This window comes from Synechococcus sp. LTW-G (genome assembly GCF_054459035.1).
Genome location: NZ_JBTKYW010000007.1, coordinates 21,644 through 48,335, shown reverse-complemented (window position 1 = coordinate 48,335; position 26,692 = coordinate 21,644). Strand labels below are relative to the sequence as shown.

General features: G+C 64.2%; 44 protein-coding genes and 1 tRNA gene. 42 read left to right on the top strand and 3 right to left on the bottom strand.

Annotation, left to right across the window (positions count from 1 at the left end; all coding sequences use genetic code 11):
- Positions 1 to 353 precede the first annotated feature (353 nt).
- The 30 genes from rplC to prfA all read left to right on the top strand — a co-directional run bounded on the left by rplC (position 354) and on the right by prfA (position 17,114).
- Entirely contained in the window at positions 354 to 1,001 is a 648-nt protein-coding gene (gene rplC / locus ACXIQ9_RS10785; RefSeq protein WP_010314932.1) for a 50S ribosomal protein L3, read from the top strand.
- 11 nt (positions 1,002 to 1,012) lie between these two features.
- Positions 1,013 to 1,648, top strand: coding sequence for a 50S ribosomal protein L4 (gene rplD, locus ACXIQ9_RS10780; protein ID WP_010314934.1), 636 nt, complete (start codon positions 1,013 to 1,015; stop codon positions 1,646 to 1,648).
- Positions 1,641 to 1,943 (top strand): 50S ribosomal protein L23, encoded by a 303-nt coding sequence (locus ACXIQ9_RS10775; RefSeq protein ID WP_010314935.1) that lies wholly within the window; start codon positions 1,641 to 1,643, stop codon positions 1,941 to 1,943. The genes rplD and ACXIQ9_RS10775 overlap by 8 nt, the downstream gene beginning before the upstream one ends.
- Positions 1,944 to 1,958: 15 nt before the next feature.
- Complete coding sequence (gene rplB, locus ACXIQ9_RS10770; RefSeq protein ID WP_010314938.1) at positions 1,959 to 2,822, top strand: 50S ribosomal protein L2; 864 nt, start codon at positions 1,959 to 1,961, stop codon at positions 2,820 to 2,822.
- A gap of 35 nt (positions 2,823 to 2,857) precedes the next feature.
- Positions 2,858 to 3,133 (top strand): 30S ribosomal protein S19, encoded by a 276-nt coding sequence (gene rpsS, locus ACXIQ9_RS10765; protein ID WP_010311665.1) that lies wholly within the window; start codon positions 2,858 to 2,860, stop codon positions 3,131 to 3,133.
- Positions 3,134 to 3,137: 4 nt separating this feature from the next.
- Positions 3,138 to 3,491 carry a 50S ribosomal protein L22 gene (gene rplV, locus ACXIQ9_RS10760; protein WP_029626117.1) on the top strand — a complete coding sequence of 118 codons (354 nt, stop codon included), beginning with the start codon at positions 3,138 to 3,140 and terminating at the stop codon, positions 3,489 to 3,491.
- 19 nt (positions 3,492 to 3,510) lie between these two features.
- Complete coding sequence (gene rpsC / locus ACXIQ9_RS10755) at positions 3,511 to 4,239, top strand: 30S ribosomal protein S3 (protein WP_010314943.1); 729 nt, start codon at positions 3,511 to 3,513, stop codon at positions 4,237 to 4,239.
- Between the two features lie 16 nt (positions 4,240 to 4,255).
- Positions 4,256 to 4,720 (top strand): 50S ribosomal protein L16, encoded by a 465-nt coding sequence (rplP, locus tag ACXIQ9_RS10750; RefSeq protein ID WP_424175058.1) that lies wholly within the window; start codon positions 4,256 to 4,258, stop codon positions 4,718 to 4,720.
- Positions 4,721 to 4,722: 2 nt separating this feature from the next.
- Positions 4,723 to 4,932: a 50S ribosomal protein L29 gene (gene rpmC / locus ACXIQ9_RS10745; protein WP_010314946.1), complete on the top strand. Its 210-nt coding sequence runs from the start codon at positions 4,723 to 4,725 to the stop codon at positions 4,930 to 4,932.
- 17 nt (positions 4,933 to 4,949) lie between these two features.
- A complete protein-coding gene (gene rpsQ, locus ACXIQ9_RS10740; protein ID WP_185186182.1) occupies positions 4,950 to 5,201 on the top strand; it encodes a 30S ribosomal protein S17 in 252 nt (83 codons plus the stop codon).
- Between the two features lie 12 nt (positions 5,202 to 5,213).
- Positions 5,214 to 5,579 (top strand): 50S ribosomal protein L14, encoded by a 366-nt coding sequence (rplN, locus tag ACXIQ9_RS10735; protein ID WP_010314948.1) that lies wholly within the window; start codon positions 5,214 to 5,216, stop codon positions 5,577 to 5,579.
- Position 5,580: 1 nt separating this feature from the next.
- Complete coding sequence (rplX, locus tag ACXIQ9_RS10730) at positions 5,581 to 5,937, top strand: 50S ribosomal protein L24 (protein WP_010314950.1); 357 nt, start codon at positions 5,581 to 5,583, stop codon at positions 5,935 to 5,937.
- 64 nt (positions 5,938 to 6,001) lie between these two features.
- Positions 6,002 to 6,541 carry a 50S ribosomal protein L5 gene (rplE, locus tag ACXIQ9_RS10725; protein WP_010314952.1) on the top strand — a complete coding sequence of 180 codons (540 nt, stop codon included), beginning with the start codon at positions 6,002 to 6,004 and terminating at the stop codon, positions 6,539 to 6,541.
- A gap of 20 nt (positions 6,542 to 6,561) precedes the next feature.
- Positions 6,562 to 6,963 carry a 30S ribosomal protein S8 gene (gene rpsH / locus ACXIQ9_RS10720; RefSeq protein ID WP_010314954.1) on the top strand — a complete coding sequence of 134 codons (402 nt, stop codon included), beginning with the start codon at positions 6,562 to 6,564 and terminating at the stop codon, positions 6,961 to 6,963.
- Positions 6,964 to 6,979: 16 nt separating this feature from the next.
- The gene (gene rplF / locus ACXIQ9_RS10715; RefSeq protein WP_010314956.1) at positions 6,980 to 7,519 is read left to right on the top strand and encodes a 50S ribosomal protein L6; all 540 of its coding nucleotides are present in this window, start codon (positions 6,980 to 6,982) and stop codon (positions 7,517 to 7,519) included.
- 32 nt (positions 7,520 to 7,551) lie between these two features.
- Positions 7,552 to 7,917 (top strand): 50S ribosomal protein L18, encoded by a 366-nt coding sequence (rplR, locus tag ACXIQ9_RS10710; RefSeq protein ID WP_010314960.1) that lies wholly within the window; start codon positions 7,552 to 7,554, stop codon positions 7,915 to 7,917.
- Between the two features lie 14 nt (positions 7,918 to 7,931).
- On the top strand, positions 7,932 to 8,576 hold the full coding sequence (rpsE, locus tag ACXIQ9_RS10705; RefSeq protein ID WP_459016652.1) for a 30S ribosomal protein S5: 645 nt from the start codon (positions 7,932 to 7,934) through the stop codon (positions 8,574 to 8,576).
- Between the two features lie 8 nt (positions 8,577 to 8,584).
- Entirely contained in the window at positions 8,585 to 9,037 is a 453-nt protein-coding gene (gene rplO / locus ACXIQ9_RS10700) for a 50S ribosomal protein L15 (RefSeq protein ID WP_459016651.1), read from the top strand.
- A 90-nt stretch (positions 9,038 to 9,127) separates the two neighbouring features.
- Complete coding sequence (gene secY / locus ACXIQ9_RS10695) at positions 9,128 to 10,444, top strand: preprotein translocase subunit SecY (RefSeq protein WP_010314968.1); 1,317 nt, start codon at positions 9,128 to 9,130, stop codon at positions 10,442 to 10,444.
- A 37-nt stretch (positions 10,445 to 10,481) separates the two neighbouring features.
- Entirely contained in the window at positions 10,482 to 11,030 is a 549-nt protein-coding gene (locus ACXIQ9_RS10690) for an adenylate kinase (RefSeq protein WP_296416107.1), read from the top strand.
- A 46-nt stretch (positions 11,031 to 11,076) separates the two neighbouring features.
- Positions 11,077 to 11,190, top strand: coding sequence for a 50S ribosomal protein L36 (rpmJ, locus tag ACXIQ9_RS10685; protein WP_006173336.1), 114 nt, complete (start codon positions 11,077 to 11,079; stop codon positions 11,188 to 11,190).
- 119 nt (positions 11,191 to 11,309) lie between these two features.
- The gene (gene rpsM, locus ACXIQ9_RS10680) at positions 11,310 to 11,675 is read left to right on the top strand and encodes a 30S ribosomal protein S13 (protein ID WP_010314989.1); all 366 of its coding nucleotides are present in this window, start codon (positions 11,310 to 11,312) and stop codon (positions 11,673 to 11,675) included.
- A gap of 123 nt (positions 11,676 to 11,798) precedes the next feature.
- A complete protein-coding gene (gene rpsK, locus ACXIQ9_RS10675; RefSeq protein WP_010314991.1) occupies positions 11,799 to 12,191 on the top strand; it encodes a 30S ribosomal protein S11 in 393 nt (130 codons plus the stop codon).
- Between the two features lie 56 nt (positions 12,192 to 12,247).
- Complete coding sequence (locus tag ACXIQ9_RS10670; RefSeq protein ID WP_247479625.1) at positions 12,248 to 13,186, top strand: DNA-directed RNA polymerase subunit alpha; 939 nt, start codon at positions 12,248 to 12,250, stop codon at positions 13,184 to 13,186.
- A 40-nt stretch (positions 13,187 to 13,226) separates the two neighbouring features.
- On the top strand, positions 13,227 to 13,577 hold the full coding sequence (rplQ, locus tag ACXIQ9_RS10665) for a 50S ribosomal protein L17 (protein ID WP_010314995.1): 351 nt from the start codon (positions 13,227 to 13,229) through the stop codon (positions 13,575 to 13,577).
- Positions 13,578 to 13,669: 92 nt separating this feature from the next.
- Complete coding sequence (gene truA, locus ACXIQ9_RS10660) at positions 13,670 to 14,539, top strand: tRNA pseudouridine(38-40) synthase TruA (protein WP_459016650.1); 870 nt, start codon at positions 13,670 to 13,672, stop codon at positions 14,537 to 14,539.
- Positions 14,540 to 14,778: 239 nt separating this feature from the next.
- Positions 14,779 to 15,231, top strand: a complete 453-nt coding sequence (gene rplM / locus ACXIQ9_RS10655; protein WP_010314998.1) for a 50S ribosomal protein L13 — start codon at positions 14,779 to 14,781, stop codon at positions 15,229 to 15,231.
- The gene (gene rpsI, locus ACXIQ9_RS10650) at positions 15,228 to 15,629 is read left to right on the top strand and encodes a 30S ribosomal protein S9 (protein ID WP_010314999.1); all 402 of its coding nucleotides are present in this window, start codon (positions 15,228 to 15,230) and stop codon (positions 15,627 to 15,629) included. The genes rplM and rpsI overlap by 4 nt, the downstream gene beginning before the upstream one ends.
- A 32-nt stretch (positions 15,630 to 15,661) precedes the next feature.
- Positions 15,662 to 15,925 (top strand): 50S ribosomal protein L31, encoded by a 264-nt coding sequence (gene rpmE, locus ACXIQ9_RS10645; protein ID WP_010315003.1) that lies wholly within the window; start codon positions 15,662 to 15,664, stop codon positions 15,923 to 15,925.
- Between the two features lie 85 nt (positions 15,926 to 16,010).
- Entirely contained in the window at positions 16,011 to 17,114 is a 1,104-nt protein-coding gene (gene prfA, locus ACXIQ9_RS10640; RefSeq protein WP_247479622.1) for a peptide chain release factor 1, read from the top strand.
- On the opposite strand, the gene ACXIQ9_RS10635 is transcribed toward prfA, so the two are convergent.
- Complete coding sequence (locus ACXIQ9_RS10635) at positions 17,107 to 17,625, bottom strand: HNH endonuclease (RefSeq protein WP_010315006.1); 519 nt, start codon at positions 17,623 to 17,625, stop codon at positions 17,107 to 17,109. The two genes, prfA and ACXIQ9_RS10635, sit on opposite strands and share 8 nt — an antisense overlap.
- A 74-nt stretch (positions 17,626 to 17,699) precedes the next feature.
- Between ACXIQ9_RS10635 and alr the strand changes: the two genes are divergently transcribed.
- Together alr and ACXIQ9_RS10625 are read left to right on the top strand one after the other, a co-directional pair.
- The gene (gene alr, locus ACXIQ9_RS10630; RefSeq protein WP_459016649.1) at positions 17,700 to 18,917 is read left to right on the top strand and encodes an alanine racemase; all 1,218 of its coding nucleotides are present in this window, start codon (positions 17,700 to 17,702) and stop codon (positions 18,915 to 18,917) included.
- An 18-nt stretch (positions 18,918 to 18,935) separates the two neighbouring features.
- Positions 18,936 to 19,024: transfer RNA gene (locus ACXIQ9_RS10625), tRNA-Ser, on the top strand.
- A 60-nt stretch (positions 19,025 to 19,084) separates the two neighbouring features.
- On the opposite strand, the gene ACXIQ9_RS10620 is transcribed toward ACXIQ9_RS10625, so the two are convergent.
- Positions 19,085 to 19,978: a serine hydrolase gene (locus ACXIQ9_RS10620; RefSeq protein ID WP_459016648.1), complete on the bottom strand. Its 894-nt coding sequence runs from the start codon at positions 19,976 to 19,978 to the stop codon at positions 19,085 to 19,087.
- A 17-nt stretch (positions 19,979 to 19,995) separates the two neighbouring features.
- On the opposite strand from ACXIQ9_RS10620, the gene ACXIQ9_RS10615 reads away from it, so the two are divergent.
- The 3 genes from ACXIQ9_RS10615 to ACXIQ9_RS10605 are packed head-to-tail and all read left to right on the top strand — an operon-like array spanning position 19,996 to position 22,844.
- Positions 19,996 to 20,748: a C40 family peptidase gene (locus ACXIQ9_RS10615; protein ID WP_459016647.1), complete on the top strand. Its 753-nt coding sequence runs from the start codon at positions 19,996 to 19,998 to the stop codon at positions 20,746 to 20,748.
- The gene (locus ACXIQ9_RS10610) at positions 20,748 to 21,824 is read left to right on the top strand and encodes a DUF819 family protein (RefSeq protein WP_459016646.1); all 1,077 of its coding nucleotides are present in this window, start codon (positions 20,748 to 20,750) and stop codon (positions 21,822 to 21,824) included. Before ACXIQ9_RS10615 ends, ACXIQ9_RS10610 begins: the two co-directional genes overlap by 1 nt.
- 51 nt (positions 21,825 to 21,875) lie before the next feature.
- Entirely contained in the window at positions 21,876 to 22,844 is a 969-nt protein-coding gene (locus ACXIQ9_RS10605; protein WP_459016645.1) for a glycosyltransferase family 2 protein, read from the top strand.
- On the opposite strand, the gene ACXIQ9_RS10600 is transcribed toward ACXIQ9_RS10605, so the two are convergent.
- Positions 22,802 to 23,278, bottom strand: coding sequence for a HEAT repeat domain-containing protein (locus ACXIQ9_RS10600; RefSeq protein ID WP_459016644.1), 477 nt, complete (start codon positions 23,276 to 23,278; stop codon positions 22,802 to 22,804). The two genes, ACXIQ9_RS10605 and ACXIQ9_RS10600, sit on opposite strands and share 43 nt — an antisense overlap.
- A 107-nt stretch (positions 23,279 to 23,385) precedes the next feature.
- On the opposite strand from ACXIQ9_RS10600, the gene ACXIQ9_RS10595 reads away from it, so the two are divergent.
- From ACXIQ9_RS10595 to ACXIQ9_RS10565, 7 genes are all read left to right on the top strand, one after another.
- The gene (locus ACXIQ9_RS10595; protein WP_010315023.1) at positions 23,386 to 23,502 is read left to right on the top strand and encodes a photosystem I reaction center subunit VIII; all 117 of its coding nucleotides are present in this window, start codon (positions 23,386 to 23,388) and stop codon (positions 23,500 to 23,502) included.
- Between the two features lie 43 nt (positions 23,503 to 23,545).
- On the top strand, positions 23,546 to 24,037 hold the full coding sequence (locus ACXIQ9_RS10590) for a photosystem I reaction center subunit XI (RefSeq protein WP_010315026.1): 492 nt from the start codon (positions 23,546 to 23,548) through the stop codon (positions 24,035 to 24,037).
- 125 nt (positions 24,038 to 24,162) lie between these two features.
- Complete coding sequence (locus ACXIQ9_RS10585; RefSeq protein WP_459016643.1) at positions 24,163 to 24,384, top strand: hypothetical protein; 222 nt, start codon at positions 24,163 to 24,165, stop codon at positions 24,382 to 24,384.
- 108 nt (positions 24,385 to 24,492) lie between these two features.
- Positions 24,493 to 24,660: a DUF4278 domain-containing protein gene (locus tag ACXIQ9_RS10580; RefSeq protein ID WP_459016642.1), complete on the top strand. Its 168-nt coding sequence runs from the start codon at positions 24,493 to 24,495 to the stop codon at positions 24,658 to 24,660.
- 154 nt (positions 24,661 to 24,814) lie between these two features.
- On the top strand, positions 24,815 to 25,081 hold the full coding sequence (locus ACXIQ9_RS10575) for a hypothetical protein (protein WP_459016640.1): 267 nt from the start codon (positions 24,815 to 24,817) through the stop codon (positions 25,079 to 25,081).
- Positions 25,078 to 25,596, top strand: a complete 519-nt coding sequence (locus ACXIQ9_RS10570) for a hypothetical protein (RefSeq protein WP_459016639.1) — start codon at positions 25,078 to 25,080, stop codon at positions 25,594 to 25,596. The genes ACXIQ9_RS10575 and ACXIQ9_RS10570 overlap by 4 nt, the downstream gene beginning before the upstream one ends.
- Positions 25,593 to 26,690 carry a Rieske 2Fe-2S domain-containing protein gene (locus tag ACXIQ9_RS10565; protein ID WP_459016638.1) on the top strand — a complete coding sequence of 366 codons (1,098 nt, stop codon included), beginning with the start codon at positions 25,593 to 25,595 and terminating at the stop codon, positions 26,688 to 26,690. The genes ACXIQ9_RS10570 and ACXIQ9_RS10565 overlap by 4 nt, the downstream gene beginning before the upstream one ends.
- Positions 26,691 to 26,692 lie beyond the last annotated feature (2 nt).

The window sequence follows — 26,692 nt, the reverse complement described above, 5'->3', positions numbered from 1 at the left end:
GCAGGGGAAGGGTGTTATGCGCTGAGGTATGGTGTTCGCTTGTGCAATTGCAACTGTGCCCGTCCGCTAGCCGGGCCTCCAGGGCAATGCACAAGGTCGCCAGTGGTGGCGGCCTTCCCGGGCCCGTGTGGCTCTTCTGAGTCGCCGGGATACTGCTCAACCTTGAAGACGCCTTTGGCTTCTTCTTCTGAGCAAGTCCCAGCCCCCACTGATTCGAGTCGCTAGCTCCGCCGCATTGGTCCACTGCAGTTCCGGGTTAACCGGAAATTTCAGCTCCATCGGTTTCTTGCGCCACTCGATTCAGTCACGCCACTCCCTGTGAGTGGTGGTCCAGCTGGCGTATCTCCCTCCTTATGTCCATCGGCATTCTTGGGAAGAAACTGGGCATGTCCCAGTTCTTCGACGACGAAGGCAGGGCCATCCCGGTCACCGTGATCGAGGCAGGTCCTTGCCGCATTACCCAACTCAAAACCGACAGCACCGACGGCTACACCGCCGTTCAGCTGGGCTTCGGTGATATCCGCGAAAAGCTCGTCAGCAAGCCCGCTAAGGGCCACCTGGCTAAGTCGGGCGACGAGCTGCTGCGCCACCTGAAGGAATACCGCGTTGACTCCGTCGACGGTCTGGAACTCGGTGGTGACGTCACCGTGGCCGCCTTTGAGGCGGGCCAGAAGGTCGATGTGAGCGGCGACACCATCGGTCGTGGTTTCGCTGGTTACCAGAAGCGCCACGGCTTCAGCCGCGGTCCCATGACCCACGGTTCGAAGAACCACCGCGAGCCTGGCTCCACCGGTGCGGGTACGACCCCCGGCCGCGTGTACCCCGGCAAGCGCATGGCTGGTCGCTACGGCGGCAAGCAAATCACCACCCGCGGCCTCACCATCCTCAAGGTGGATGCTGAGCGCAACCTGCTCGTGGTGAAAGGCTCGGTTCCCGGTAAGCCCGGAGCCCTGCTGAACATCCTCCCCGCTAAGCGGGTGGGCGCCAAAGCCGCGAACTGAGGAGGACAGAGATGGCTAACTGTGTTGTTCGCGACTGGCAAGGCAAAGAGGCCGGCAAGGCCAGCCTTGACCTGAAAGTCGCTAAGGAAAGCTCCGCTAACGATCTGGTGCACCGCGCTGTGGTGCGTCAGCTCGCCCATGCCCGTCAGGGCACGGCCAGCACCCTCACCCGCGCTGAGGTGGCCGGCGGTGGCCGCAAGCCCTACAAGCAGAAGGGCACCGGTCGCGCCCGTCAGGGTTCGATCCGGACCCCCCTGCGTCCTGGCGGTGGTGTGGTGTTCGGGCCGAAGCCCCGCACCTACAACCTTGCGATGAACCGCAAGGAGCGTCGCCTGGCTCTGCGCACTGCGCTGATGAGCCGCGCCGCTGACATCACTGTGGTGAAGGGCTTTGCTTCGGGTCTTGAAACCCCGAAGACCAAAGAAATCACCGCTGCCCTGAGCCGCTTCGGCATCGCCGCTGGCTCCAAGGTGCTGGTGGTGCTGGATGCCCCCAGCGAGGTGGTGCGCCGCTCGGTGCGCAACCTCGAAAAGGTGAAGCTGATCGCCGCAGATCAGCTCAACGTGTTCGACCTGCTCCACGCCAATTCCTTGGTGGTGAGCGAGGAAGCACTCGCGAAGATTCAGGAGGTCTACGGCGATGACTGAACGCTTTCAAGGTCGCCTGGCGGATGTGATCCGTCGGCCCCTGATTACTGAGAAGGCCACCCGCGCCATCGAGCTCAATCAGTACACCTTTGAGGTGGACCATCGGGCTGCCAAGCCCGACATCAAGGCTGCCGTTGAACAACTGTTCGACGTCAAAGTCGTTGGTGTGAGCACCATGAACCCCCCTCGCCGCTCCCGCCGCGTGGGCCGATTCGCCGGCAAGCGTGCCCAGGTGAAGAAGGCTGTGGTTCGCCTTGCCGATGGCAATGCCATCCAGCTGTTCCCTGAAGCCTGAGGGGTCTGAAGAACTATGGGAATCCGTAAGTACCGCCCCATCACCCCCGGCACCCGTACCCGTGTCGCCAGCGATTTCGCTGAAGTCACCGGTCGTGGTCGCGAACGGGGCCTGGTGGTGGCCAAGCACCAACGCAAAGGTCGCAACAACCGCGGTGTGATCACCTGCCGCCATCGCGGTGGTGGCCACAAGCGCCTCTATCGCCTGGTCGACTTCCGCCGCAATAAGCACGGTGTGGTCGCCAAGGTGGCAGCGATCCACTACGACCCCCACCGCAACGCCCGCCTGGCTTTGCTCTTCTACGCCGATGGCGAGAAGCGCTACATCCTGGCTCCGGCTGGCGTGACCGTGGGCTCCACCGTGGTCTCCGGCCCCGATGCTCCGATCGAGACCGGCAATGCCCTGCCCCTCTCGGCGATCCCCCTGGGCTCCAGCGTTCACTGCGTTGAGCTCTACGCCGGTCGCGGTGGCCAGATGGTTCGTACCGCTGGTGCCAGCGCTCAAGTGATGGCCAAGGAAGGTGACTACGTCGCCCTCAAGCTGCCCTCCACCGAGGTGCGCCTGGTCCGCCGTGAGTGCTACGCCACCCTCGGCGAAGTGGGTAACGCTGAGGTTCGGAACACCAGCCTGGGCAAGGCCGGCCGTCGCCGCTGGTTGGGTCGTCGCCCCCAGGTCCGAGGCAGCGTGATGAACCCCTGCGATCACCCCCACGGTGGTGGCGAGGGCCGCGCTCCGATCGGCCGTTCTGGCCCTGTCACTCCTTGGGGTAAGCCTGCACTGGGCCTCAAGACCCGCAAGCGGAACAAACCCAGCAATCGGTTTGTGCTCCGGAAACGTCGCCGCACCTCCAAGCGGAGCCGTGGCGGACGCGATTCCTGATCAACCTCACCGCTTTGCTGTTCGTTTAAACCGCTATGGGACGTTCACTCAAAAAAGGTCCGTTCATTGCCGACAGCCTTCTGCGGAAGGTTGAAAAGCAGAACGCCGCCGATGACAAGTCCGTGATCAAGACCTGGTCACGTGCTTCCACGATCCTGCCGATGATGATCGGCCACACCATTGCCGTGCACAACGGCAAGGCCCATGTGCCCGTCTACGTGACGGAGCAGATGGTGGGCCACAAGCTGGGGGAATTTGCGCCAACGCGCAACTTCCGCGGCCACATCAAGGACAAGAAAGGAGGCCGCTGAGGACATGGCAAACACCTCATCCACGACTGCCCAGGCACACGGCCGCTATATCCGCGGTTCCGTGTCCAAGGTTCGCCGGGTTCTCGACCAGATCCGCGGTCGCAGCTATCGCGACGCGCTGATCATGCTCGAGTTCATGCCCTACCGCTCCACCGGACCGATCACCAAGGTCCTGCGCAGCGCTGTGGCCAACGCCGAGCACAACCTGGGTCTCGATCCCGCCTCTCTCGTGATCTCTGTCGCTACGGCTGACATGGGTCCGGTGATGAAGCGTTATCGCCCCCGTGCCCAGGGTCGCGCCTACGCGATCCAGAAAAAGACTTGCCACATCAGCATTGCTGTGGCTCCTGCCGCCTGACCCCCGAGGACACCGATCGATGGGACACAAGATCCATCCAACCGGCTTGCGCCTGGGGATCACCCAGGAACACCGGTCCCGCTGGTACGCCCCCAGCAAGACCTATCCGTCTCTCCTGAAGGAAGACGATCAGATCCGTAAGTTCATCCACAAGAAGTACGGCGCCGCTGGCATCAGCGACGTTGTGATCGCCCGCAAGGCCGATCAGCTTGAGGTTGAGCTCAAAACTGCCCGCCCCGGCGTTCTCGTCGGCCGCCAGGGCAGCGGCATTGAAGAGCTGCGCAGCGGCATCCAAAAAACCATTGGTGACTCCGCCCGTCAGGTGCGGATCAACGTGGTGGAAGTGGAGCGCGTTGACGCTGACGCCTTCCTGCTGGCTGAGTACATCGCTCAACAGCTCGAGAAGCGTGTTGCCTTCCGTCGCGTCATGCGTATGGCCATCCAGCGTGCTCAGCGCGCTGGTGTCCTGGGCATGAAGCTTCAGGTCAGCGGCCGCCTCAACGGTGCAGAAATTGCCCGTACCGAGTGGAGCCGTGAAGGTCGGGTGCCCCTGCACACCCTCCGCGCCGACATCGACTACGCAACCAAAGTGGCCACCACCACCTACGGGGTGCTGGGCATCAAGGTTTGGGTCTTCAAAGGGGAAGTGCTTCCCGGCACTCAGGACAAGGTGCCCGTGGGTGCTGCGCCCAAGCGCCGCGCTAGCCGCCGGCCCCAACAGTTCGAAGACCGTTCGAACGAAGAGTGATCAGGAGGCCTGAACCATGCTGAGTCCAAGACGCGTCAAATTCCGTAAGCAGCAGCGCGGCCGCATGCGCGGTGTCGCCACCCGTGGCAACACCATCGCCTTCGGTCAGTTCGCTCTGCAGGCCCAAGAGTGCGGGTGGATCACCTCCCGCCAGATTGAGGCCAGCCGCCGTGCCATGACCCGCTACGTCAAGCGGGGCGGAAAGATCTGGATCCGGATCTTCCCCGACAAGCCGGTGACCATGCGCCCCGCCGAGACCCGGATGGGTTCCGGTAAGGGCAACCCGGAGTTCTGGGTGGCTGTGATCAAGCCCGGCCGCATTCTCTTCGAGATGGGCGGTGCCGATATCACCCCCGAGATCGCCAAAGAGGCCATGCGCCTGGCGCAGTACAAGCTGCCCGTGAAGACCAAGTTCCTGACCCTGGCGGATCAGGAAGCTGACCAGGCTGCCGCCGCGGCCGCCACCACCGTGGAGTCCTGACCATGGCCCGTCCCGACATCGCCGAGGTGCGCAAGCTTTCCGACGGCGACATCACCACGCAGATCGACGACACCCGTCGCGAACTGTTCACCCTTCGTTTCGAGCAGGCCACCCGCCGTCTCGAGAACCCGCACCGCTTCAAGGCCGCCCGCATCAAGCTGGCCCAGCTGCTGACGGTGCAAACGGAGCGCAAGAGCTCCGCCGCTTCCTGATCCCCTAAGTAACCGTTATGGCAACCAAGGAAAGGGTCGGCACCGTCGTCAGCGACAAGATGGATAAAACCGTGGTGGTGGCGGTGGAAAACCGCTTCCCCCACCCCATCTATCAAAAGACGGTGAGCCGCACCAAGCGCTACAAGGCGCACGATGAGGCCAACACCTGCAAGGTGGGTGACCGCGTCCGCATCACCGAAACCCGTCCCCTCAGCCGCACCAAGCGTTGGTCCGTGGCCGAGGTGCTGAACAACAGCAGCGCCAGCTGAGGAGACCTCCCGATGATTCAACAGGAAACGTTCCTCAACGTCGCTGACAACAGCGGCGCCAAGCGCATCCAGTGCATCCGCGTGCTGGGCACCAACCGTCGCTACGCCCACGTGGGCGATGTGATCGTGGCCGCCGTCAAGGACGCCATGCCCAACATGGGCGTGAAAAAGTCCGACGTGGTCAAGGCTGTGGTGGTTCGCACCAAAGCCACCATGCGTCGCGTCAACGGCAATTCAATCCGTTTTGACGACAACGCTGCCGTGATCCTCGGCACTGACAACAACCCCAAGGGCACCCGCGTCTTCGGTCCTGTGGCTCGCGAACTGCGTGACCGCAACTTCACCAAGATCGTGTCCCTCGCTCCGGAGGTGATCTGAGATGGCGACTGCCACCCCTAAAGCCAAAGTTCAGGTGCGCGCCAAAATGCGCATCAAGAAGGGCGACACCGTCCAGGTGATCAGCGGTAAGGACAAGGGCAAGACCGGTGAGGTCCTGCGCACCCTTCCCTATGAGAACCGCGTGGTTGTGCAGGGCATCAACCTGCGCACCCGTCACATGAAGCCCACCCAGGAAGGCGAAACCGGTCGCATCGTGACCGAAGAGGCCTCCCTGCACGCTTCCAACGTGATGCTGTATTCCACCGATAAGAAGGTGGCCAGCCGCGTGGAAATCGTGGTGGAGAAGGACGGCACCAAGAAGCGCCGCCTCAAGAAAACCGGCGAGATCCTCGACTGATCTCTCTTACATCGACCTTGTCCGCCTTCTGACCAAGCCCAGAAGCGCATCTCCTTTCCCCGTCATGTCCCTTAAACAGAACTATCGGGAGAAGATCCAGCCCAAGTTGCTTAAGGATCTCAGTCTCTCGAACATTCACGAAGTCCCCAAGGTGGTGAAAGTCACCGTCAACCGGGGTCTCGGCGAAGCCGCAGCCAACGCCAAGGCCCTTGAGGCCTCGATCGAGGAGCTGGCCACCATCACCGGTCAAAAGGTGGTTGTGACCCGCGCCAAGAAGGCCATCGCTGGCTTCAAAATCCGTCAGGGCATGCCGATTGGCGTGGCCGTCACCCTCCGCGGTGACCGCATGTATGCGTTCCTCGAGCGTCTCATCAACCTGGCTCTCCCCCGCATCCGCGACTTCCGCGGTGTGAGCGAGAAGAGCTTCGACGGTCGTGGCAACTACACCCTCGGGGTGAAGGAGCAGATCATTTTTCCCGAGATCTCTTTCGACAAGATCGATGCCATCCGGGGCATGGACATCACCATCGTGACCACTGCCCGTAACGACGAAGAGGGCCGGGCCCTCCTCCGCGAGATGGGAATGCCGTTCCGCAGCAACTGAGCCCTCTTCGGACCCGACCTATGGCTAATCACGACCCGATTTCCGACATGCTCACCCGCATTCGCAATGCGAGTGAGAAACGTCATCAATCCACCAAGGTGCCTGCCTCGCGCATGGCCCAGAGCATCGCCAAGGTGCTGCAACAGGAAGGTTTCATCGCCGAGATCACCGAAGAAGGTGAAGGCGTGATGAAGCACCTGGTGCTGGAACTCAAGTACAGCGGCAAGCATCGCCAGCCGATCATCCGCACCGTGCAGCGAGTCAGCAAGCCTGGCCTGCGCGTCTACAAGAACACTCGTCAGCTCCCCAAAGTGCTGGGCGGTCTCGGCGTGGCCATCATCTCCACCTCCAAGGGTGTGATGAGCGACCGCGACGCCCGCAAGCAGGGCGTCGGTGGCGAAGTGCTCGCTTACGTCTACTGATTAGGGGGATTGATTCATGTCTCGTATTGGTAAATCGCCGATTCCCGTTCCGGGCGGCGTCACCGTCAGCCTCAACGGCCTTGACGTCAAAGTCAAAGGCCCTAAGGGCGAACTGAGCCGCACCCTGCCTGAGGGCGTGGCCATTGCTCAGGACGGCAGCACCCTTGTGGTCTCCCCCTCCAGCACCAGCCGTCGCTCCCGTGAGCGCCACGGTCTGTGCCGGACCCTCGTGGCCAACATGGTCGAGGGTGTCAGCCAGGGCTTCACCCGCAAGCTCGAGATCGTCGGTGTGGGTTACCGCGCCGCCGTTCAGGGCAAGAAGCTCGTCGTCAGCGCTGGTTACAGCCACCAGGTTGAAATGATCGCCCCCGAGGGCGTGACCTTCGCCGTCGACGGCAACACCACCGTGATTGTCTCCGGCCCCGACAAGGAGCTGGTGGGCAACGAAGCGGCCAAAGTTCGCGCCATCCGTCCCCCCGAGCCTTACAAGGGCAAGGGCATCAAGTACGCGGGCGAACGCATCCTCCGCAAGGCCGGTAAGACCGGTAAGAAGTGAGGTCTGCTTAAGCGTTTTTACCCAGTACTTCCATGTCCACCCTTTCCCGCAAGCAGCAGACACAAAAGCGTCACCGCCGTCTGCGCCGCAATCTCTCCGGCACCGCCGCGCGTCCCCGCCTGGCTGTGTTCCGCTCCAACAACCACATCTACGCACAAGTCATCGACGACGTTGCGCAGAGCACCCTCTGCTCTGCCTCAACCGTCGATAAAGAGCTCCGCAGCAACGTCACCATCGGCGCCACCTGCGATGCTTCTGTCGCAGTCGGTCAGCTGGTCGCCAAGCGTGCCCTCGCCAAGGGCATTCAATCGGTGGTCTTCGATCGTGGCGGCAACCTCTACCACGGCCGTGTCAAGGCCCTGGCTGACGCCGCCCGGGAAGCGGGCCTTCAGTTCTGATCCCTGCTCTCACCATGACCGAAACCAACAACACCCAGTCCAACGCCGTGCCAGCGGCAGCTGACGTGCCCGCAGCGGCCGAAGGTCAGCAGCAGGACCAGCGCCGTGGTGGTCGCGGCGAAGGCCGTGGCGACCGTCGCGGTGGCGACCGCCGTGGCCGTCGTGGCCAGGAGCGTGACTCCGAATGGCAGGAGCGCGTGGTGCAAATCCGCCGCGTCTCCAAGACCGTCAAGGGCGGTAAGAAGATGAGCTTCCGGGCCATCGTTGTCGTCGGCAACGAGAAGGGCCAGGTCGGCGTCGGCGTCGGCAAGGCTGGCGACGTGATCGGTGCTGTCCGCAAGGGCGTCGCCGATGGCAAGAAGCACCTGGTCAAGGTGCCTCTGACCCGTGCCTCCTCGATCCCCACCTTGAGCAACGGCCGTGATGGCGCTGCCAGCGTCCTGATCCGTCCCGCTGCCCCTGGTACCGGTGTGATCGCGGGTGGTTCCATCCGTACGGTGCTTGAGCTTGCCGGCATTAAGAACGTGCTCGCCAAGCGCCTAGGCTCCAAGACCCCCCTGAACAACGCCCGCGCCGCCATGGATGCCCTGGCCGGCCTGCGTACCCACAAGGAGACCGCCAAGGAGCGTGGCATCTCCCTCGAGCAGATCTACTCCTGAGGACCGCCATGACGTCGCTCAATCTCCAGTCCCTCGCCCCCCAGAAGGGGGCCCGTCGCCGCAAGCTGCGTAAGGGACGCGGCATCGCCGCCGGCCAAGGCGCCAGCTGCGGTTTCGGCATGCGCGGTCAGAAGTCCCGTTCGGGTCGTCCGACCCGTCCTGGCTTCGAGGGTGGCCAGATGCCTCTGTACCGCCGGGTGCCGAAGCTGAAGCACTTCACCGTGATCAACCCCAAGAACTACACGGTGATCAACGTTGCCAAGCTGTCTGAGATCAAGGCCGGCAGCACCGTCAACATCGATACCCTGGTGAAGGACGGTTTGGTGACCAACCCCAAGGCCCCCCTGAAGGTCCTGGGTAATGGCGAACTGAGCGTGAAGCTGACCGTCCAGGCGGCCGCTTTCACCGCCTCGGCCCGCCAGAAGATCGAAGCCGCTGGTGGCACCTGCGAAGAGATCTGATCTCCGCTTGTCCACGGCCCATTAAGGTCAATGCCGTCTGGTGATCCGATCGATCGCTAGGCGGTTTTTTCTCGTTCGTCTGCACCTGCCATGGTCGTCAGCCGGGGGCGTAACCCCAGTGCCGGTGAAATCCTCACGCAGCTGGTCCAAGCCAAGGATCTGCGCGACAGGGTTCTCATCACCTTGGGGCTGCTGCTCCTGGTGCGCCTGGGCATCTATATCCCTGTTCCCGGGATCGACCGCCAGGCCTTCCAGGCCTTCGCTGCCCAGGGGGGCTCCCTGCTGGGCTTCCTGGACATCTTCACCGGTGGTGGCATCTCCGCGTTGGGCGTTTTCGCCCTGGGGATCCTTCCCTTCATCAACGCCTCGATCATCATTCAGCTGCTGACATCAGCCCTGCCGCAGCTGGAGGATCTGCAGAAGAACGAAGGTGAGGCGGGACGCCGCAAGATCGCCCAGTACACCCGCTATGTCGCCCTGGGCTGGGGACTGTTCCAAAGCATTGTCTTTGCCCTGATCCTCCGGCCCTACGCCCTTCCCGGCACACCGGATCTGGTCTTCGTGGTGCAGACGGCGATCGCCCTGGTGACCGGTTCGATGGTGGTGATGTGGCTCAGTGAGGTGATCACCGAGCGGGGCATTGGCCAGGGCGCGTCTCTGGTCATCTACCTGAACATCGTGGCCACCCTCCCCAGGGCCTTGGGCTCGACCATCGAGTTGGCCCAAACCGGTGGTCGTGAGGCCGTTGGCGGCATCGTCGTCCTGGTGGCGGTCTTCCTGATCACCATCGTTGGCATCGTCTGCGTTGAGGAGGGCAGCCGCCGCATCCCGATCGTCAGCGCCAAGCGCCAGGTGGGCGGGGCCGGGATCTCCGCCCGCCAGAGCTACCTGCCTCTGAAGCTCAATGCCGGTGGCGTGATGCCGATCATCTTTGCCTCGGCCGTGGTCTTCCTGCCGCTGCAGATCGCCAACTTCAGCAAGAACCCCACGCTGATTCAGGTCGCCAGTTTCCTGAGCCCCAACAGCAGCACCCCCTGGGTCTATGCGCTGCTTTTCTTCGGGCTGATCATTGGCTTCTCCTTCTTCTACGCCACCCTCACGGTGCGTCCGGTGGACGTGGCCTCCAACCTCAAGCGCGGTGGTGTCGCCATCCCTGGGGTTCGCCCTGGCTCAGCGACCACGGCTTACCTGACGGGTATCCAAAACCGTCTGACCTTGCTGGGTGCCCTTTTCCTGGGGGCTGTGGCGATCGTGCCCTCGGCCGTGGAGTCGGCCACGCGCGTGCAGACCTTCCAAGGCTTGGGTGCCACGAGCCTGTTGATCTTGGTTGGCGTCGCGATTCAGACCGCCAAGCAACTGCAAACCGCCGTGATCTCCCAGCGGTACGAAGGCATGGTTCGCCAGTAACTCCCCCCTTCCTTGCTCCTTCTCTTCCTTCCTTGCCATGAAGCAACGTCTGCTGTTCCTCGGTCCCCCCGGCGCCGGTAAGGGCACCCAAGCCCAGAAGCTTGCCGAGAGCCAAGGCCTGCTCCACCTCTCCACCGGTGATCTGCTGCGGGCTGAAGTCGCCGCCGGCAGCGACCTGGGCAAAGAGGCGGAGGCCGTGATGGCCCGCGGTGAGCTGGTGAGCGATGCCCTGGTGCTGGCGATCGTCCGCAGCCGCCTGCAAAACCACAGTGGTGGCTGGTTGCTGGATGGCTTCCCCCGCAACGTCGCCCAGGCCGATGCCCTGGCCAGCCTGCTCGAGGAGCTGGGCCAGCAGATCGAGCTCGTCGTTCTGATGGAACTCGATGACGGTGTTCTGGTGCAGCGATTGCTCTCCCGCGGCCGGGCCGACGACAACGAGGAGGTCATCCGCCACCGCCTGGAGGTCTACCGCGAGCAAACCGAGCCCCTGATTGCCTATTACCGCGAACGTGGGCTGATTGCCCCGGTCGAAGCGGCTGGCACAGTCGACGCCATTGCCGATCGGATCGCAGCCCTGTTGGGTTGACCCCTGTGGTAAGGTCGCTGTTTGGAAATTTGGAGAGACCGCTCCCATGAAGGTGCGTGCCTCGGTCAAGAAAATGTGCGACAAGTGCCGCGTGATTCGCCGGCACGGTCGGGTGATGGTCATCTGCACCAACCCGAAGCACAAGCAGCGCCAGGGTTGATCCTGCGCTGACCTTGCCCCCGGTCCCTTGGGACCAAAACAACTGGCTTGAGTGTCTCTCGGTTCGTTCTGAGGGCAACCGCTCAAGTCCTTCCCCTGCTCACCCCCAACGTTTTTTCAGTGGCTCGTATCGCCGGCGTTGATATTCCTCGCGACAAGAGGATCGAAATCGCCCTGACCTACGTCTACGGAATCGGCCTGACCACGGCCCAAAAGATTCTGGCCAAGACCGGTGTCAACCCCGACACCCGCGTCAAGGACCTGGATGATTCCGACGTCCAAAAGCTGCGCGGTGCAACCGAGAGCTACACCCTCGAAGGCGATCTTCGCCGTCAGGAGGGCATGGCCATGAAGCGCCTGCAGGACATCGGCTGCGTCCGTGGCCGTCGTCACCGCGTCGGTCTGCCCGTTCGCGGTCAGCGCACCCGCACCAATGCCCGGACCCGCCGCGGTAGCCGCAAGACCGTGGCCGGTAAGAAGAAGTAAGCCGCGGCTTGCTCTAGCCCTTTGGCCCCCTAGCACCTGCCGTTCGGCCGATTGCGTGCCGTCGTCACCAGGTTGCCCCCCTAAGACCCCCGATCACCTCCCTGCGACCGCAGGGCTTTATCCATGGCCAAGCCCGCCAAGAAATCTGGTTCCAAGAAGACGAAGCGCAACGTCCCTAATGGCGTTGCCCACATCCAGAGCACGTTCAACAACACCATCGTCTCCATCACTGACACCGCTGGTGAAGTGATCTCCTGGAGCTCCGCTGGTGCCAGCGGTTTCAAGGGCGCCCGTAAAGGCACCCCCTTCGCCGCCCAGACCGCCGCAGAAGCAGCAGCCCGTCGCGCCCTTGAGCAGGGGATGCGCCAAATCGAGGTGCTGGTTCGCGGTCCTGGTTCCGGTCGTGAAACCGCCATCCGTGCCCTGCAGGTTGCCGGTCTGGAGATCACCCTGATCCGTGACGTCACCCCGCTGCCCCACAACGGTTGCCGCCGTTCCAAGCGTCGCCGGGTCTGATTCGACGCATCGACTAGCCCCAGAGGGGGTCCATCCACCTATCTGAGCTTCAGACCGTGTTGCAGTACCAGATCGATCGGGTTGAACACCAGATCGCTGACGATCGTTCCCAAACCGGCGTCTTCGTCATTGGCCCCCTTGAGCGTGGCCAGGCGACGACCCTCGGTAATTCCCTGCGCCGCATGCTGATGGGTGCCCTGGAGGGCAGCGCCATCACCGCCGTGCGCATCGCTGGCGTGAACCACGAGTACGCCACCGTTCCTGGCGTCCGCGAAGACGTCCTCGACATCCTTCTCAACTGCAAGGACGTTGCCGTCAACAGCCGCAGCCGCGAGCTGGAGATCGGCCGTCTGGTCGTGAATGGTCCTGCGACCGTCACCGCCGGTGACCTGCAGTTCTCCTCACAGGTGTCGGTGATCGACCCCGCCCGCCCGATTGCCACCGTCGCCGAAGGCCACAGCCTGGAGCTCGAGGTGCACGTCGAGCGTGGTGTTGGCTATCGCCCCGTTGACCGCCGCGTTGAGGACACCAGCGCTGTCGATCTTCTCCAGATCGATGCCGTCTTCATGCCTGTCCAGCGGGCGAATTACACCATCGACGAGACCGCTGTCGGTGAAGGCGGATCGGCCCGTGAGCGCCTGCGTCTGGAGATTCAGACCGACGGTTCCCTGACGCCTGACGACGCGATGGCCCAGGCCGCCAACCAGCTGATCACCTTGATCCAGCCCATGGCGACCCTGACCATGGAAGAGGAGCAAGGCCAGGAGCCCGAGCCCTCCGCCGAAGCTCAGATTCCCCTGGAAGAGCTGAACCTCTCGGTTCGCGCCTACAACTGCCTGAAGCGCGCCCAAGTCAACTCCGTGTCTGACCTGATGGGCTTCAGCTACGAAGATCTGCTCGAAATCAAGAACTTCGGTTCCAAGTCGGCTGACGAGGTGATCGAGGCCCTCGAGCGCATCGGTATCTCCCTGCCCCAGAGCCGCACCAGCGCCTGATCGCGCAGCACCCTGTCTCCCGCGTTAACCCGATTTAGTCATGCGTCACCAGTGCCGAGTCCCCAAGTTGGGGCGTCCCGCCGACCAGCGCAAAGCCATGCTTCGCGCTCTGACCACTCAGCTGATCCGTGAGGGTCGTCTGACCACCACCAAGGCCCGTGCCAAGGCGCTTCGCGATGAAGCTGAGCGCATGATCACCCTGGCCAAGGACGGCAGCCTTGCCGCCCGCCGTCGTGCCATCGGCTACATCTACGACAAGCAACTGGTCCACGCCCTGTTCGACAAGGCCCAGGAGCGTTACGGCGACCGCAATGGCGGTTACACCCGCATCATTCGCACCGTTCCCCGCCGTGGCGACAACGCCGAAATGGCGATCATCGAGCTGGTCTGAGTCCGTGGGTCCGAGCGGACCTGCTGTCGATCATCCGCACCGCGTGGGGGGCTCTCCTCCGCGCGGTTTTTTATGGCTTTGGTGCAGCAGCTTTGACTGACGCGACGCCAGCAGGGGGGCTTAGGCGCATCGCCCTCTGCCTGCAGTACGACGGCTCGGCCTACTGCGGCTGGCAGCGCCAGCCCCGGGAACCCAGCGTCCAGGAAGCGCTGGAGCGGGCCTTGGCTCAGTTGGATCCAGATGGCCCCGCCACCGTTGTGGCGGCTGGTCGAACCGACAGCGGCGTTCACGCCGCTGGCCAGGTGGTGCATTTCGACTGCGCCGGCCCGATCCCTCCGCACCGCTGGCCCGCGGCCCTCAACGGCCGCCTGCCGGCCAGCATCCGCGTGCGTTCAGCAGCTTCCGTTCCCGCGGACTGGCATGCCTGCTTTAGCGCCACCTACAGGCGCTACCGCTACACCATCTACAACGCCCGCATCCCCAATCTGTTTCTGGCTCCCTGGAGCTGGCACCGCTATCAGTTCAGGCTCGATGAGGCCCGGATGCGCGAGGCCCTCGAGGGCATGCTCGGGGAGCACGATTTTGCGGCGTTTGAGAGGGCGGGTAGCGCCCGCTCACACTCCCGTACGACCCTCCAGGAGGTCTCGGTGCAGCGCCGCGGTGACCTGCTGGAGGTGGAGCTTCAGGCCAGCGGCTTTCTCTACGGGATGGTGCGCCTTGTGATGGGGCAGCTGGTGGCCGTCGGGGAGGGACGCCTCAGCCTGGAGGCCTTCAGTCGCCGCTGGCGAAACCAGGCCCGTGACGAGGTCAAAGAAGCCGCTCCCCCGCAGGGGTTATGCCTGCTGAGGGTGGGCTACCCGAGTGAAGTCTTCCCCCAGGCTGCCTGGTACGATTGTCAACCGCGGTATTTGCTGGAGGGCTCTGATGCACCGCCAGCAGCACCGGGTCAGTCCTTGCACTGACTGGGTCTGCCGGTCTCAGAGTTGACCTGCCGATGTCCATCGGCGGCCAGCCCCTGCCTGTCAACCCTGTCCCCCGAAGTGGGGATCGGCGAAGCGGTAGGTTCACTCAACGAGCGATTGACACCCGAGTGATCGGGTGGCTGCCGTCATTAGTCGAGACCCACAGTCCAGACACCCTGTCCAACCCCACCCGCCTAAGCGTGGTGATGGGGTCCTATCCGAACCGGCCCGCCGGCGCGATGAACAAGACTCTCGTCCCCCCCCAGGATTCCTCAGCACGCCAGTGGTATCTGGTGGACGCTGAGAACCAGACCCTCGGCCGGCTTGCCACCGAGGTCGCTTCGGTTCTGCGGGGTAAGAACAACCCCAACTTCGCCCCTCACATCGACGCCGGCGACTTCGTCGTCGTGATCAATGCTGAGAAGGTGCGTGTGAGCGGCAACAAGGCTTCCGACAAGGTCTACCGCCGTCACTCCGGTCGCCCCGGTGGCATGAAGACCGAAACCTTCGCTGCGCTGCAGGCACGGATCCCCGAGCGGATCATCGAGAAGGCCGTTAAGGGCATGCTTCCCCACAACGCTCTCGGTCGTCAGCTCTTCCGCAAGCTGAAGGTCTACAAGGGTGCTGAGCACCCCCACGCCGCCCAACAGCCCAAGGCCCTGGCCCTTGATCCCGCCGCTTCCGCCAAATGAGCACCACCAAAGTCGTCTACTGGGGAACCGGCCGTCGTAAGACCGCCGTGGCACGCGTCCGCGTCGTTCCTGGCAATGGCACCGTGACCATCAACGGTCGTCCCGGTGACAACTACCTGAATTACAACCCCGCCTACCTGGCGGCAGTCAAGGCTCCCCTTCAGACCCTTGGTCTGGGTGGTGAGTACGACCTGCTGGTCAACGTCCGCGGTGGTGGTCTGACGGGTCAGGCGGATGCCATCAAGCAAGGCGCCGCCCGTGCCCTGTGCGAGCTGTCCCCTGACAACCGCAAGCCCCTCAAGACTGAAGGGCACCTCAGCCGTGACCCGCGCGCCAAGGAGCGTCGTAAGTACGGCCTGAAGAAAGCCCGTAAGGCTCCTCAGTTCTCCAAGCGCTGATTGCGCTTTCGCCCCTCAGCCCCGTACCCGTCATGCCGAAGGCCGACATTCACCCCACCTGGTATCCCGATGCCAAGGTGATCTGCAACGGAGAAGTGGTGATGACCACTGGCTCCACCTCCCCCGAGATCCACGTCGACGTCTGGAGCGGCAACCACCCCTTCTATACCGGGACCCAAAAGATCCTGGACACCGAGGGTCGTGTGGATCGCTTCATGCGCAAGTACGGCATGGGCAGCGCTGCTGGCGCCGATGCCAAAGCCGAGCCCAAGGCCGAAGCAGCCGAGAAGGCCTGATCGGTCACTCACGTCTGACGTGACATTCATTCCCCAAGCCGGATGCTCTAGGGCGTCCGGCTTTTTGCTGGCTTGAGCCGCTTCCATGGATGCTTCTTTCCTGCGTGAACGTCTGGAGACGGCACGTACCACCTTTGACACCCTGGAGCGGCAGCTGGCAGACCCGGATGTGGCCGCCAACCCAGCGCAGCTGGAGCCCATTGCGCGGGAGCGGGCCCGGCTGGAGCCCCTGGTGCTGGGCTACGACCAGCTTTGCCAGTGGCGCAAACAGGAACAGGAGGCCAGGCAACTCCTGAAGGAGTCCCGCGGCGACCAGGAGATGGAGGCCCTGGCCCAAGAGGAGCTCAGCGGTCTGGCGACACAGATTGCCGCCATGGAGGAGCAGCTGACTTTGGCGCTTCTGCCCCGTGATCCCCGGGACGAACGCAGCGTGATGCTCGAGATTCGCGCCGGTGCGGGTGGCGATGAGGCGGCGATCTGGGCGGGGGATCTGGCTCGGATGTACGAGCGCTATGCCCAGAGCGTCGGTTGGAAAGTGCAGCCCGTCAGTGCCTCGGAGGCGGAACTGGGGGGCTACAAGGAACTGATCCTGGCGATCCAGGGCGACAGCGTCTTCAGTCAGCTCAAGTACGAAGCCGGTGTGCACCGGGTGCAGCGGGTGCCCGCCACCGAGTCCCAGGGCCGGGTCCACACCTCGACGGCCACGGTGGCGGTCATGCCCGAGGCCGACCCGGTGGAGGTTCAGATCGACCCCACGGACCTGGAGATCAGCACCGCCCGCTCGGGCGGCGCCGGCGGCCAGAACGTCAACAAGGTGGAGACGGCCGTGGACCTGCTGCACAAACCCACCGGCATCCGTGTGTTCTGCACCCAAGAGCGCTCCCAGCTGCAGAACCGTGAACGGGCGCTGGAGATCCTGCGGGCCAAGCTCTATGAGCGCGAGCTGGCTGAGGCCAACGCCAAGGAGCGCTCGGCCCGTCTGGCCCAGGTGGGCAGTGGGGATCGCAGCGAGAAGATCCGCACCTACAACTACAAGGACAACCGCACGACCGATCACCGCCTCGGCCGCAACTTCTCACTGGAGCCGGTGCTCCAGGGCCAACTGGCTGAGTTGATCGGTGCCTGCGTCTCCGCTGACCAACGGCGGCAGTTGGAGGAACTGGCCGATCAGGCCAGCGGGGTCAACTAGCGAGCGGGTTCTCCCAGCCGTCCACGTACTTGGCCCATTCCAGGTGGCCGCCCTTGGCCATCTGCCGTTGGGCCTCAAAGACCGCACCGCTGAGCGGCCGCCGGGGCGCCGATTGCAGGGGCATGCTCGCTTCCTTGGGCGTGCGATTGCCCTTGTGCACGTTGCAGCGCAGGCAGGCCGTGGTGACGTTGTCCCAGCTGTGGCTGCCGCCGCGGCTGCGGGGCAGGACGTGATCGATCGAGAGCCGTTCGCTGCTGCTGCCGCAGTACTGGCAGCGCTGACCATCGCGGTGGAAGACGTTCCGGCGGGTTAGGGGCAGTGGCCGGAAGGGCACGCGGACGAATTGCCGTAGACGAATCACCGTTGGCAGTCCCAGGCCTGGCCGCAGTTGCCGCCCGGGGGAGTGCTCCAGCCCCTCGGCTTTTCCCTTAAGCACCATCACAGTTGCCCTGCGCCAGGTGGTGACGTTCAGGGGCTCGTAGGAGGCGTTCAGAACCAGAACCGAGCCCATGGGAGCGCTGCCTGGGGAGCTGCGCTGGGCAACCCCGTAATTTCTATGCATGCTAGGTGCACTGCCAAGGGCGGATGGTTGACGCATCGCCTGCTGCTGCCTTCGAGGACCCGGCGGCCGCTGCCTTGGCGCCGCAGCCCCATCCCCGTCAGCGCGCCTGGGTGGAAATCGATGAGGCGGCGATCCAGGCCAACGCCGAGGCCCTGAGGCGCTCGCTGCAGCCGGGCTCTGCGCTGATGGCGGTGGTCAAGGCCGATGGCTATGGCCACGGCGCGGTCCCGGTCGCCCGTTCTGCCGCCGCCGGTGGGGCCAGCTGCTTTGGGGTGGCCACGCTTCAGGAGGGGGTGGAGTTGCGCCAGGCGGGCCTGGATCAGCCCGTCCTGGTGCTGGGCAACCTCAGCCATCCGGATGAGTTGCGCGCCTGCCTGCATTGGCAGTTGATGCCCACCCTCAGCGGCATGCGTGAGGCGTTGCTCTGCCAGAACCTGGCCAGCGGTAGCGGTCGTCAGTTGGCGGTCCACCTCAAATTGGACACCGGCATGAGCCGGCTCGGCGCGCCCTGGGAGGAGGGGCCGCGGTTGGTTCAGGCCATCGCCGGCCTGGAATCGCTGCAGCTGGCGGGGGTCTATTCCCACCTGGCCGGAGCCGATGCCCCGGGAGATGGACTGGATGCCCTGACGGCAACCCAGCAGCAGCGCTTCGACTCTGTCCTGACGGGACTGCAGCAGCAGCAGTTGCCTTCGGGTTGCCGCCACCTGGCCAATTCCGCTGGGACCCTGCGCAGCCGTCAGTTGCACTACGACCTGGTGCGGGTGGGGCTGGCCCTCTACGGCCAGCGCCCCTCGGATCACCTCGGTTCCGGTCTGGACCTGCAGCCGGCGATGCACGTCCGTGCCCGGGTCAGCTTGATTCGGGAGGTCCCTGCCGGAGTTGGCGTGAGCTACGGCCATCGCTTCATCACCCAACGGCCCAGCCGGCTGGCGGTGGTGGGGATTGGCTATGCCGATGGCGTCCCGCGGCTGCTCTCCAACCAGCTCGAGGTGCTCTTCGCCGGTCAGAGGGTGCCCCAGGTGGGGGCGATCACCATGGATCAGCTGGTGCTGGATGCCACGGATGTACCGGAGCTGGAGGCCGGCAGCGTCGTCACGCTGCTCGGGGAGGAGGCCGGTGAGCGGATCGATCCCACGGCCTGGAGCGACCCGATCGGCACCATCCCCTGGGAGATCCTCTGCGGTTTCAAACACCGCTTGCCGCGCCTGCCCCAACGGGACGTTCGCGGTGCCAGCGCCTGATAGTCTTTGCGGGCCACTGGAGAGGTGGCTGAGTGGTTGAAAGCGGCTCCCTGCTAAGGAGTTACAGGAGGCAACTTCTGTCGAGGGTTCGAATCCCTCCCTCTCCGTTCCCGACCGGGACACCCCGATCAAACCCCAGTCCGACCACGGGCTGGGGTTTTGTTCGTTTAGAGCGCCAGCAAGCGCCGGCAGAGCTCCGGTAGGAGCGCCTCGTCCTGGGCGCGCTCGGGGCCCTCGCTGAGCACCACGATCAGGGCCGGAGCCTTGCCTTCCACTTCGATGTAGGCCGCGTCGTGGCGGGCCTGGCTCATCCAGCCGGCCTTGCTCCAGAGCTGGGCCCCCTCAGGAAGGCCACCACCCAGGAATCCATCCACTTGGTTCTCGGGGTCAGCGGCGCGGGCCGCGGGGTCCAGGCTGCGGGAGAGCAGCTCTTGCATCCGGCTGCAGGCGCTGGGGGAGAGCAACTCCCGGGCCATGACCGCCTGCAGCACCCGGGCCGTCAGGTTGCTGCTCAGGCGATTGCGGTTCTCCAGTTCAGGGCCGTAGGACTGACGCTCGCGGCCATAGGGGCCGTCTCCCCAGGTCTTCTGGCAGGCGTTATTGCCCGGCCATTCCGGCCAGCCCAGCTCGCCATACCAGCGGTTGATCAGTTGGCGCTGCTGGCTCCACTGCTGCAGGGCCGCCGCCGGCAGCTCCGGTCCGCTGCAGGTTCCCGTCAAGAGATCCACCACGAGCCCCGTGGCGTCGTTGCTGGAATCCCGGATCATGTCGGCCAGGGCCCGCCGCAGCTCCGGGGTGTCGTCGATGAGCTCGCGCTGCAGCCAGGCTTCCGCGGCAAGGAGATAGAGGAGCTTCACCACGCTCGCGGGATAGCGGGCTTGGTTTCCGCGCCAGTGGGTCCCCTGCCCTTCCCCAGCTGTGCCGCCGCGCAGGGACTGCCCGTAGCGGATCCAGGTGACCGACAGCTGCTCGCTCAGCCCCGGCCGGCCCTCCTGCTCCAGGCTGCTGATCGCCGCAACCAGTGCTTGCTCCATCTCCCCATCAGGGCAGTAGAACGCCATCGCAGCCAATCGGGGTCATGGCGAGGTTAAGCAGGTTGTCCGTGGGAACACCCGTGGCCTTGGAGCTGCTGCACCCGGGCAGTTCTTGGCGCATCGATGCGCCGCTCAATCTCTACAGCCATTGGTCGGGGCCAGGCCTCGCCACCCAGGCCTGGGCCGGCCGAGCCCTGCAGGTTCTGGGTCAAGCGGCGCCGACCGGGAATCGCCTGCGGGTGCGGCTGCTGGAGGACGGCTACCCCGGCTGGATTGATCCGCGGGACCTGCTGGGCCATGCCCGTTCTATCGCGGGCCAACGGGTGCAGCTCTGGTCCGAGTCGTCCATTGCTGAGCGCCTGCCGGCCGTCTTGGCCTTTGCCGAGGCCGCGCGCCAGCGGGCCAACCACTACCTCTGGGGCGGGAGCCTGGGGCCCGACTTTGACTGCTCAGGCTTCATCCAGGCGGCCTATGCCGCCGCGGGTGTCTGGATCCCGCGGGATGCCTACCAGCAGGAGCGCTTCTGCCAGCCCGTGGCGGTGGCGCCCGGTTGCTATGGCCTGCTGCGTCCCGGCGATTTGATCTTTTTTGGTCGCCCCCAGCGCTGCACCCATGTGGGGCTCTATCTCGGGCAGGGCCGCTACCTGCATAGTTCTGGCCGGGAGCACGGCCGCGATGGCCTGGGTGTCGATGGTCTGGATCCCCAGCTGATCGATCCGGTCAGCGTTCACTACCGAACGGAACTGCGCGGCGCCGGCCGTGTGGTGCGCTGCCACGACGGCTCCACCCTGCCTTGATGTCCATGGTTTGGTCTTTGCTTCTCGTTCTCTCACTCACGGCCCTCGGCTGGCTGCTGGCCTGCACCGCTTGGGGCCGGCAGCTGGGCATGACGATGGTGGTGCTGCTGCTCGGCCTGCTGGTGAGCAACCTGGCCGGGGTGCAGCTGCAGGCTGAGGCCGCCTCTTGGGTCAATGGTCCCTTGACCTCGCTGGCGATCGGCCTGCTCTTGCTCGCGGTCGATCTCCGGCGCCTCTGGCCCCAGGCCCGGCAACTACTCGGACCGTTTCTGGTGGCGGCCCTCAGCACGGTCTTGGGGGTGCTGCTGGGGGGCTGGTTGCTGCATCCCCTGCTCGGGGAGGACTGGGACGTGCTGGCGGGGATGTACACCGCCACCTTCACCGGGGGCAGCCTGAATTTCGTCTCGGTGGCCCGGACGCTGAATCCCCCAGAGACCTTGCTGACCCTGGCGACCGCCGCCGATTACGTGGTCTTCGCGGTCTGGTTCGCCATCAGCACCTGGCTTGGACTGAGGGCGGATGCCGCCCCGGAAGCGACCTGGGCGAATGAGGCCCCAAGCGATCAGCCGGAGCGCTCCTGGTGGCTGGCCGGTCTTTGGGGCTTGGCCGTGTTGGCACTGAGCCAGGGGCTGACGGGTGTGCTGCAGGGCGTCCCCTCGATCCTGGTGCTCACAACGGTCGCGCTGCTGGTCGCCCAGTTGCCGGCGCCCGCCAGCCGTCGCGGTTGCTATGGCCTGGGCTTGCTCTTGATTCAGCCCTTCTTCACGGTGATGGGCCTGAGCTCCCCGGTGGCGGGCCTGCTGGGGGAGGGCTTGCCGGTGTTGCTCTATGCGGCTGTGGTGGTTCTGGTGCAGGCCGCGTTGCTGCTTTTGATCTTCCGCCGCTGGCTGCGCTGGCCCATGGCTGAGACCCTAGTGGCCTCCCAGGCCTCCATCGGCGGCCCCAGCACGGCCCTGGCCCTGGCGACCGCCATTGGCCGCGCTGAATTGGCCGTGCCTTCGGTGGCGATTGGTTTGCTCGGCTATCTGCTCGGGACCTACTTGGGCCTGGGGGTGGCTTGGCTGCTGCCGGGCTGAGCCTCTTTTGAGCGCTTTCCTCTAGGTTCCAGCCAACTTGAGCCGTCCCTCTTGAGCAGCGCCAGCGTTCCAGACCTCTCGATCGTGGTGCCTCTGTTCAACGAAGAGGAGAGCCTGCCGCTGCTCGTCGAGAAGCTGCTGCTGGCCTTGCGTCCCCTGAGCCGCTCCTTTGAGCTGGTGTTGGTGGATGACGGCTCATCCGATCGCACGGCCGAGGTCTTGCGCCAGCAGGCCGCCGGGGCCCCAGAGCTGGTGGCGGTTCTGCTGCGCCGCAATTACGGCCAGACCGCTGCGATGGCGGCTGGCTTTGACGCCAGCCGCGGGCGCTTGATCGTCACCCTGGATGGGGACCTGCAGAACGATCCGGCCGATATCCCGATGCTGCTGGAGCGCCTGGAGCAGGGGTATGACCTGGTGAGCGGCTGGCGGCACCAGCGCCAGGACCATGCCGTCAGCCGGCTGCTCCCCAGCAAGATCGCTAATGCCCTCATCGCTCGGGTGACGGGGGTGCGGTTGCACGACTACGGCTGCTCCCTCAAGGCTTACCGCCGCGAGCTGGTGGAGGACATGAACCTCTACGGGGAGCTGCATCGCTTCCTGCCGGCCTTGGCCTTCATCGAAGGGGCCCGCATCGCCGAGGTGAAGGTGAACCACAACGCCCGTCAGTTCGGCCAGAGCAAGTACGGGATCGATCGCACCTTCCGGGTGCTGATGGATCTGTTCACGGTCTGGTTCATGAAGCGCTTCTTGACCCGTCCGATGTACGTCTTCGGTTTCGGGGGGCTGAGCGCCATGGCCATCGGGGCGCTGCTGAGCGCCTATCTGCTGATGGTCAAGTTGGGGGGCGCGGAGATCGGCAACCGGCCCCTATTGCTGGTGGCGGTCCTGGCCCTGATCACGGGCGTGCAGCTCTTTTGTTTTGGTCTGCTCTCGGAGGTGCAGATGCGCACCTATCACGAGAGTCAGGGCCGTCCGATTTACCGCATTCGCGAGACGTTGCGCGGCAGCTTGAGCGGCTGAGGCGAGGCAACAGGCAGGCTGCTGCGGCCACGGAAGTGGGTCATGGCTTCAGCGGCGAGCTGGGCGACCACCTGGTCGGCATCGCGCAGGCCGCGGCGAATCAGGGGCAGGGCCTCGCGGTGGCACCAGAGCTGGCAGATGGCCATGGCCGTGCGGCGCTGCTCACCCCCCGCGCGGAACTGTTGCTCTAGCTGTTGCAGCAGTTGGTGGCGGCCGCGCCGGTCGCTGGCGGCGGGGAGGACGACCGTGTCCTGGCTGCCCTGATTGCTGGAGTTGCTCCCGTCAGAGGGGATGACCAGCTCCATCTGCCCGCGGTTCAGGGCTGCGATGCCGGACGCATCGGTGGAGCGCAGGATGTTGCGCTTGGGCCGGCCAAGGACCCAGCAGGCCGTCAGGACGCCTGCGATGACGATGCCGGTGAGTGCCTGGGTCATGGGCTGGGGGTGTGGTCTGAACTTTTATGTCGCCCCTTGAGGCCCCGAAGAGCAGCTCCGGCAGGGCTCCTTACAGTGCCGAACGGTAGCTGTATTGGCCCACGCTGATGACCGGAGATTTCGTCGCCGCCTGGATGCCCTCGGTGTTCGTGCCACTTGTCGGGATCCTGGCCCCTGCTGTGGCCATGGCCCTGCTGTTCAACGTGATCGAAGCCCGCGACTGAGCTGTCGCCGCTTCATTCCGCGCCACCTGACGTTCTTCCCCCGATGACCGTGACCCCCGTGGCCGACCCCTGTGTCGGCAATCTGGCCACTCCCGTCAACAGCAGCTACTTCAGCCGCGCTTTCCTGAGTGCGCTGCCTGCTTATCGCCCCGCCCTCTCTCCCAACCGTCGCGGTCTGGAAGTGGGCATGGCCCATGGCTTCTTCCTCTACGGCCCCTTCGCCATTTGTGGCCCCCTGCGCGCCACCGAGTACGCCAGCACCGCTGGTCTTCTGGCTGCTGTGGGTCTGGTCTCGATCCTGACGGTTTGCCTCTCGATCTACGGCACCGCTGGCCGTGGCCCCAACGTGCAGCCGGCTGACGCCACCATCGACAACCCCCCTGCTGACCTGTTCACCAAGGCGGGTTGGGCCGAGTTCGCCAGCGGCTTCTGGCTCGGCGGTTGCGGCGGTGCCGCCTTCGCCTGGTTCCTCGCCGGCACGACCATCGTGGCTCCCCTGGTGAAGATCGCCGGTGGTGTTTGGAGCGTCGGCTGAGTCCAGCCTGCTCATCCTTGATTCACCCTTTGCCCGTCAGATCCTTTGGGGGTCTGGCGGGTTTTTTGATGCCTTGCCGTTGGCTTGGGCCATGGCTATGGAGTCAGTAGAGCTGTGGTGCAGTGATGACGCGTTGGCCTGCTGTTGTTCTTGCGGCGACCCTCTCGGCCTTGCCTGGGGTGGCTCTGGCTGAGCCCCTGCCGCCGCCGATTGGTCCGCTCCCCTCTTCGGCGCAGGCTGATGCGGGTTACCCGGGGGATGTGGAGAACGCCCTAAGCGACTTCACGCGTTTTCAGTGCGATTTGCTGTTCTTTTTGACCCCACGGCAGAACTGCCCAAGCGATTAATCGGCAAAATCGGAGTTTTGTAATCGCCTGAACGACACGGCTGGATTCCAGGCGGCTAAAACTGTGCTGTAGCAACCGCTACAAAGCGTTCACCTCGGCACCTTTTGGTTGTCTGAGGCGCAGTTCGATCCAGGCCATGGAACGGGGACCTGGGCTGACTCCGAGGAACTATCCATGACCCTCACCTATCGCGGCCAGAAGTACCAGCAGAACAAAGAGGCTGTCTCCCAGAAGCACCCTCAGCTGAACTACCGAGGTCTCAAGTACGTCAAGTGATTCCTGCTTGATTGATTTGCCTTTATGCCCCGCTCTTGCGGGGCTTTTTTTTGTTTCGTGCCCTGCTCTTGCTCTGGTGTTTCAGCGTGTGGTCAATGCAGTGGTGCCTTCGTTTGAGCATCTCTAGTCTTCGCGAACAAGACTGATCTGCCAGGTGATTGAGGGTTCCCTGCCGCTTGTTCATGCCGGCGTCGATGGCCTGAGGGCCTATGCCTCCGCGAGCGTGGTCATCGCGATCCTGATCAGCATCTTTGGCGTTCAACGCATCGATTTCTCCGCGAAGGGATGGAGAAACATTGGCTTCCGGCTCCTGATCATTCCCGGACTGGCCTTGTTATGGCCTTGGCTGATCAAACGGCTCTGGCTTGGTGCTCAGCCAGCCGTTGAACGCAATGCCCACCGGCTGGCGGCACGGCCATGATCAGCAGTCGACGGCAGACCCATCGCTGGCTGATGACAGCGCTTGGGGTTCTCCTGCCTTGGCTGGCGGTGAGTGCACTTGTTCAGCGCCCTGAGATCCCGCCGGTCACAGCAACGGCGGACCCCCTGTTCGCTCGGGCCGATCTGGGTGGAGCGACAGCCGAGGGAGCTCTCCTCCTTGCCTTCGATTGGCCGGTCCAAGACACACAGCTCAAGGGCCAGCTGGTGTTGGACCCGACGCTTCAGTTGCGCTTGATCGCAGAGGAACCCCTCAACTTGGCGGATCCACTGCTCTATTGGTCGTCGACCGACAGGAGCCCTGAGTCGTTGGCGCAGGCTCAGCTGTTGGGTTCCCTCGCCGGAGCCGGGACCCACCGCTACCGCTTACCGGTGGTTGTCGGGCGTGCGCTGCGGTCCCCTCAGCCAGGTCTGTTGTTGCTGGTGAGTCCGCTGGATCAGCGCATCGTTGCCTCGTGGGCGTTGCCGTCCTTGTCTGCTGGAGGTGAGCGGCCATGAGCCATGGCTACGTCGCGGTGCAATGGACGCGCCGAAAGCTCATCTATGACGGCGTCCTTTTAGCTGGTGTGAGTGCCTATCTCCTGCTCTTCATGGGGATCAGCCACTGGTGGGCGGCGGCCGCCAATGTTCCCCTCGAGACCGACGGGGCGGCAATTCGGGCCTACGGCAGTGCGGCCTACATCCTGTTGCACCTGACCCTCTCGATCGGGCCCTTGGCACGGTTGAATCCGCTGTTTCACACCCTGTTGTTCAACCGCCGTCACATGGGTGTGATGGTGTTCCTATTGGGGTTCTTGCATGTCAACGGGTGGCATCTGCCCAAGGAGCCTTGGAGTTGGCTCGGCCAGAAGGCGCCGCAGTTCCCATGGAGCTTCCATGGGGCTCTGAATTGGTACAACGACTTCGGCAACCGTGAGCCGCTGGTGAGTTTGTTCACCAGCAATGGCCATTTCAATGACTTTGCCCTGTTCCCCTTTGAGCTGCTCGGGGTAATCGGCCTGGCCGTTCTGTTTGTGATGGCCGCCACCAGCCATGACTTTTGGCTGACGAATCTGACGGCCCCGGTTTGGAAGGCGATTCACATGGCGGTCTATGTCGGCTATGCGGCATTGGTGGGCCATGTCTTCTTGGGTGCCCTGCAAACCAACCAATCCCCCTGGTTGGCAGGCCTGGTTTTGGCTGGTCTGGTCTGGCTGCTCGCCATTCACCTGATCAGTGGTTGGCGGGAATGGGTGATTGATGGGCGCCCCCTGCAGCCTGATCCCACGGGCTGGGTTGATCTCGGGCCCATCGATGCGATCCCAGATGGCCGGGCCAAGGTGTTTGCTTTGGCGGGAGAGCGGGTGGCCGTGTTCCGCCAGGGCAGCGAGCTCTTTGCCCTCTCCAACGTTTGTCAGCACCAAAACGGCCCCCTCGGAGAAGGTCGGGTCGTGAATGGCTGTGTCGTCTGCCCTTGGCATGGCTACGAGTACCGCTTAGAGACCGGAGCCTCACCTCCTCCGTTTACCGAATGCGTTCCAACGTTCCCGGTTGAGTGTCGTCAGGGGCGTGTGCGCATCGGACTGCCTCCCCGCCCTCCCCAGCAGGCCTGAGC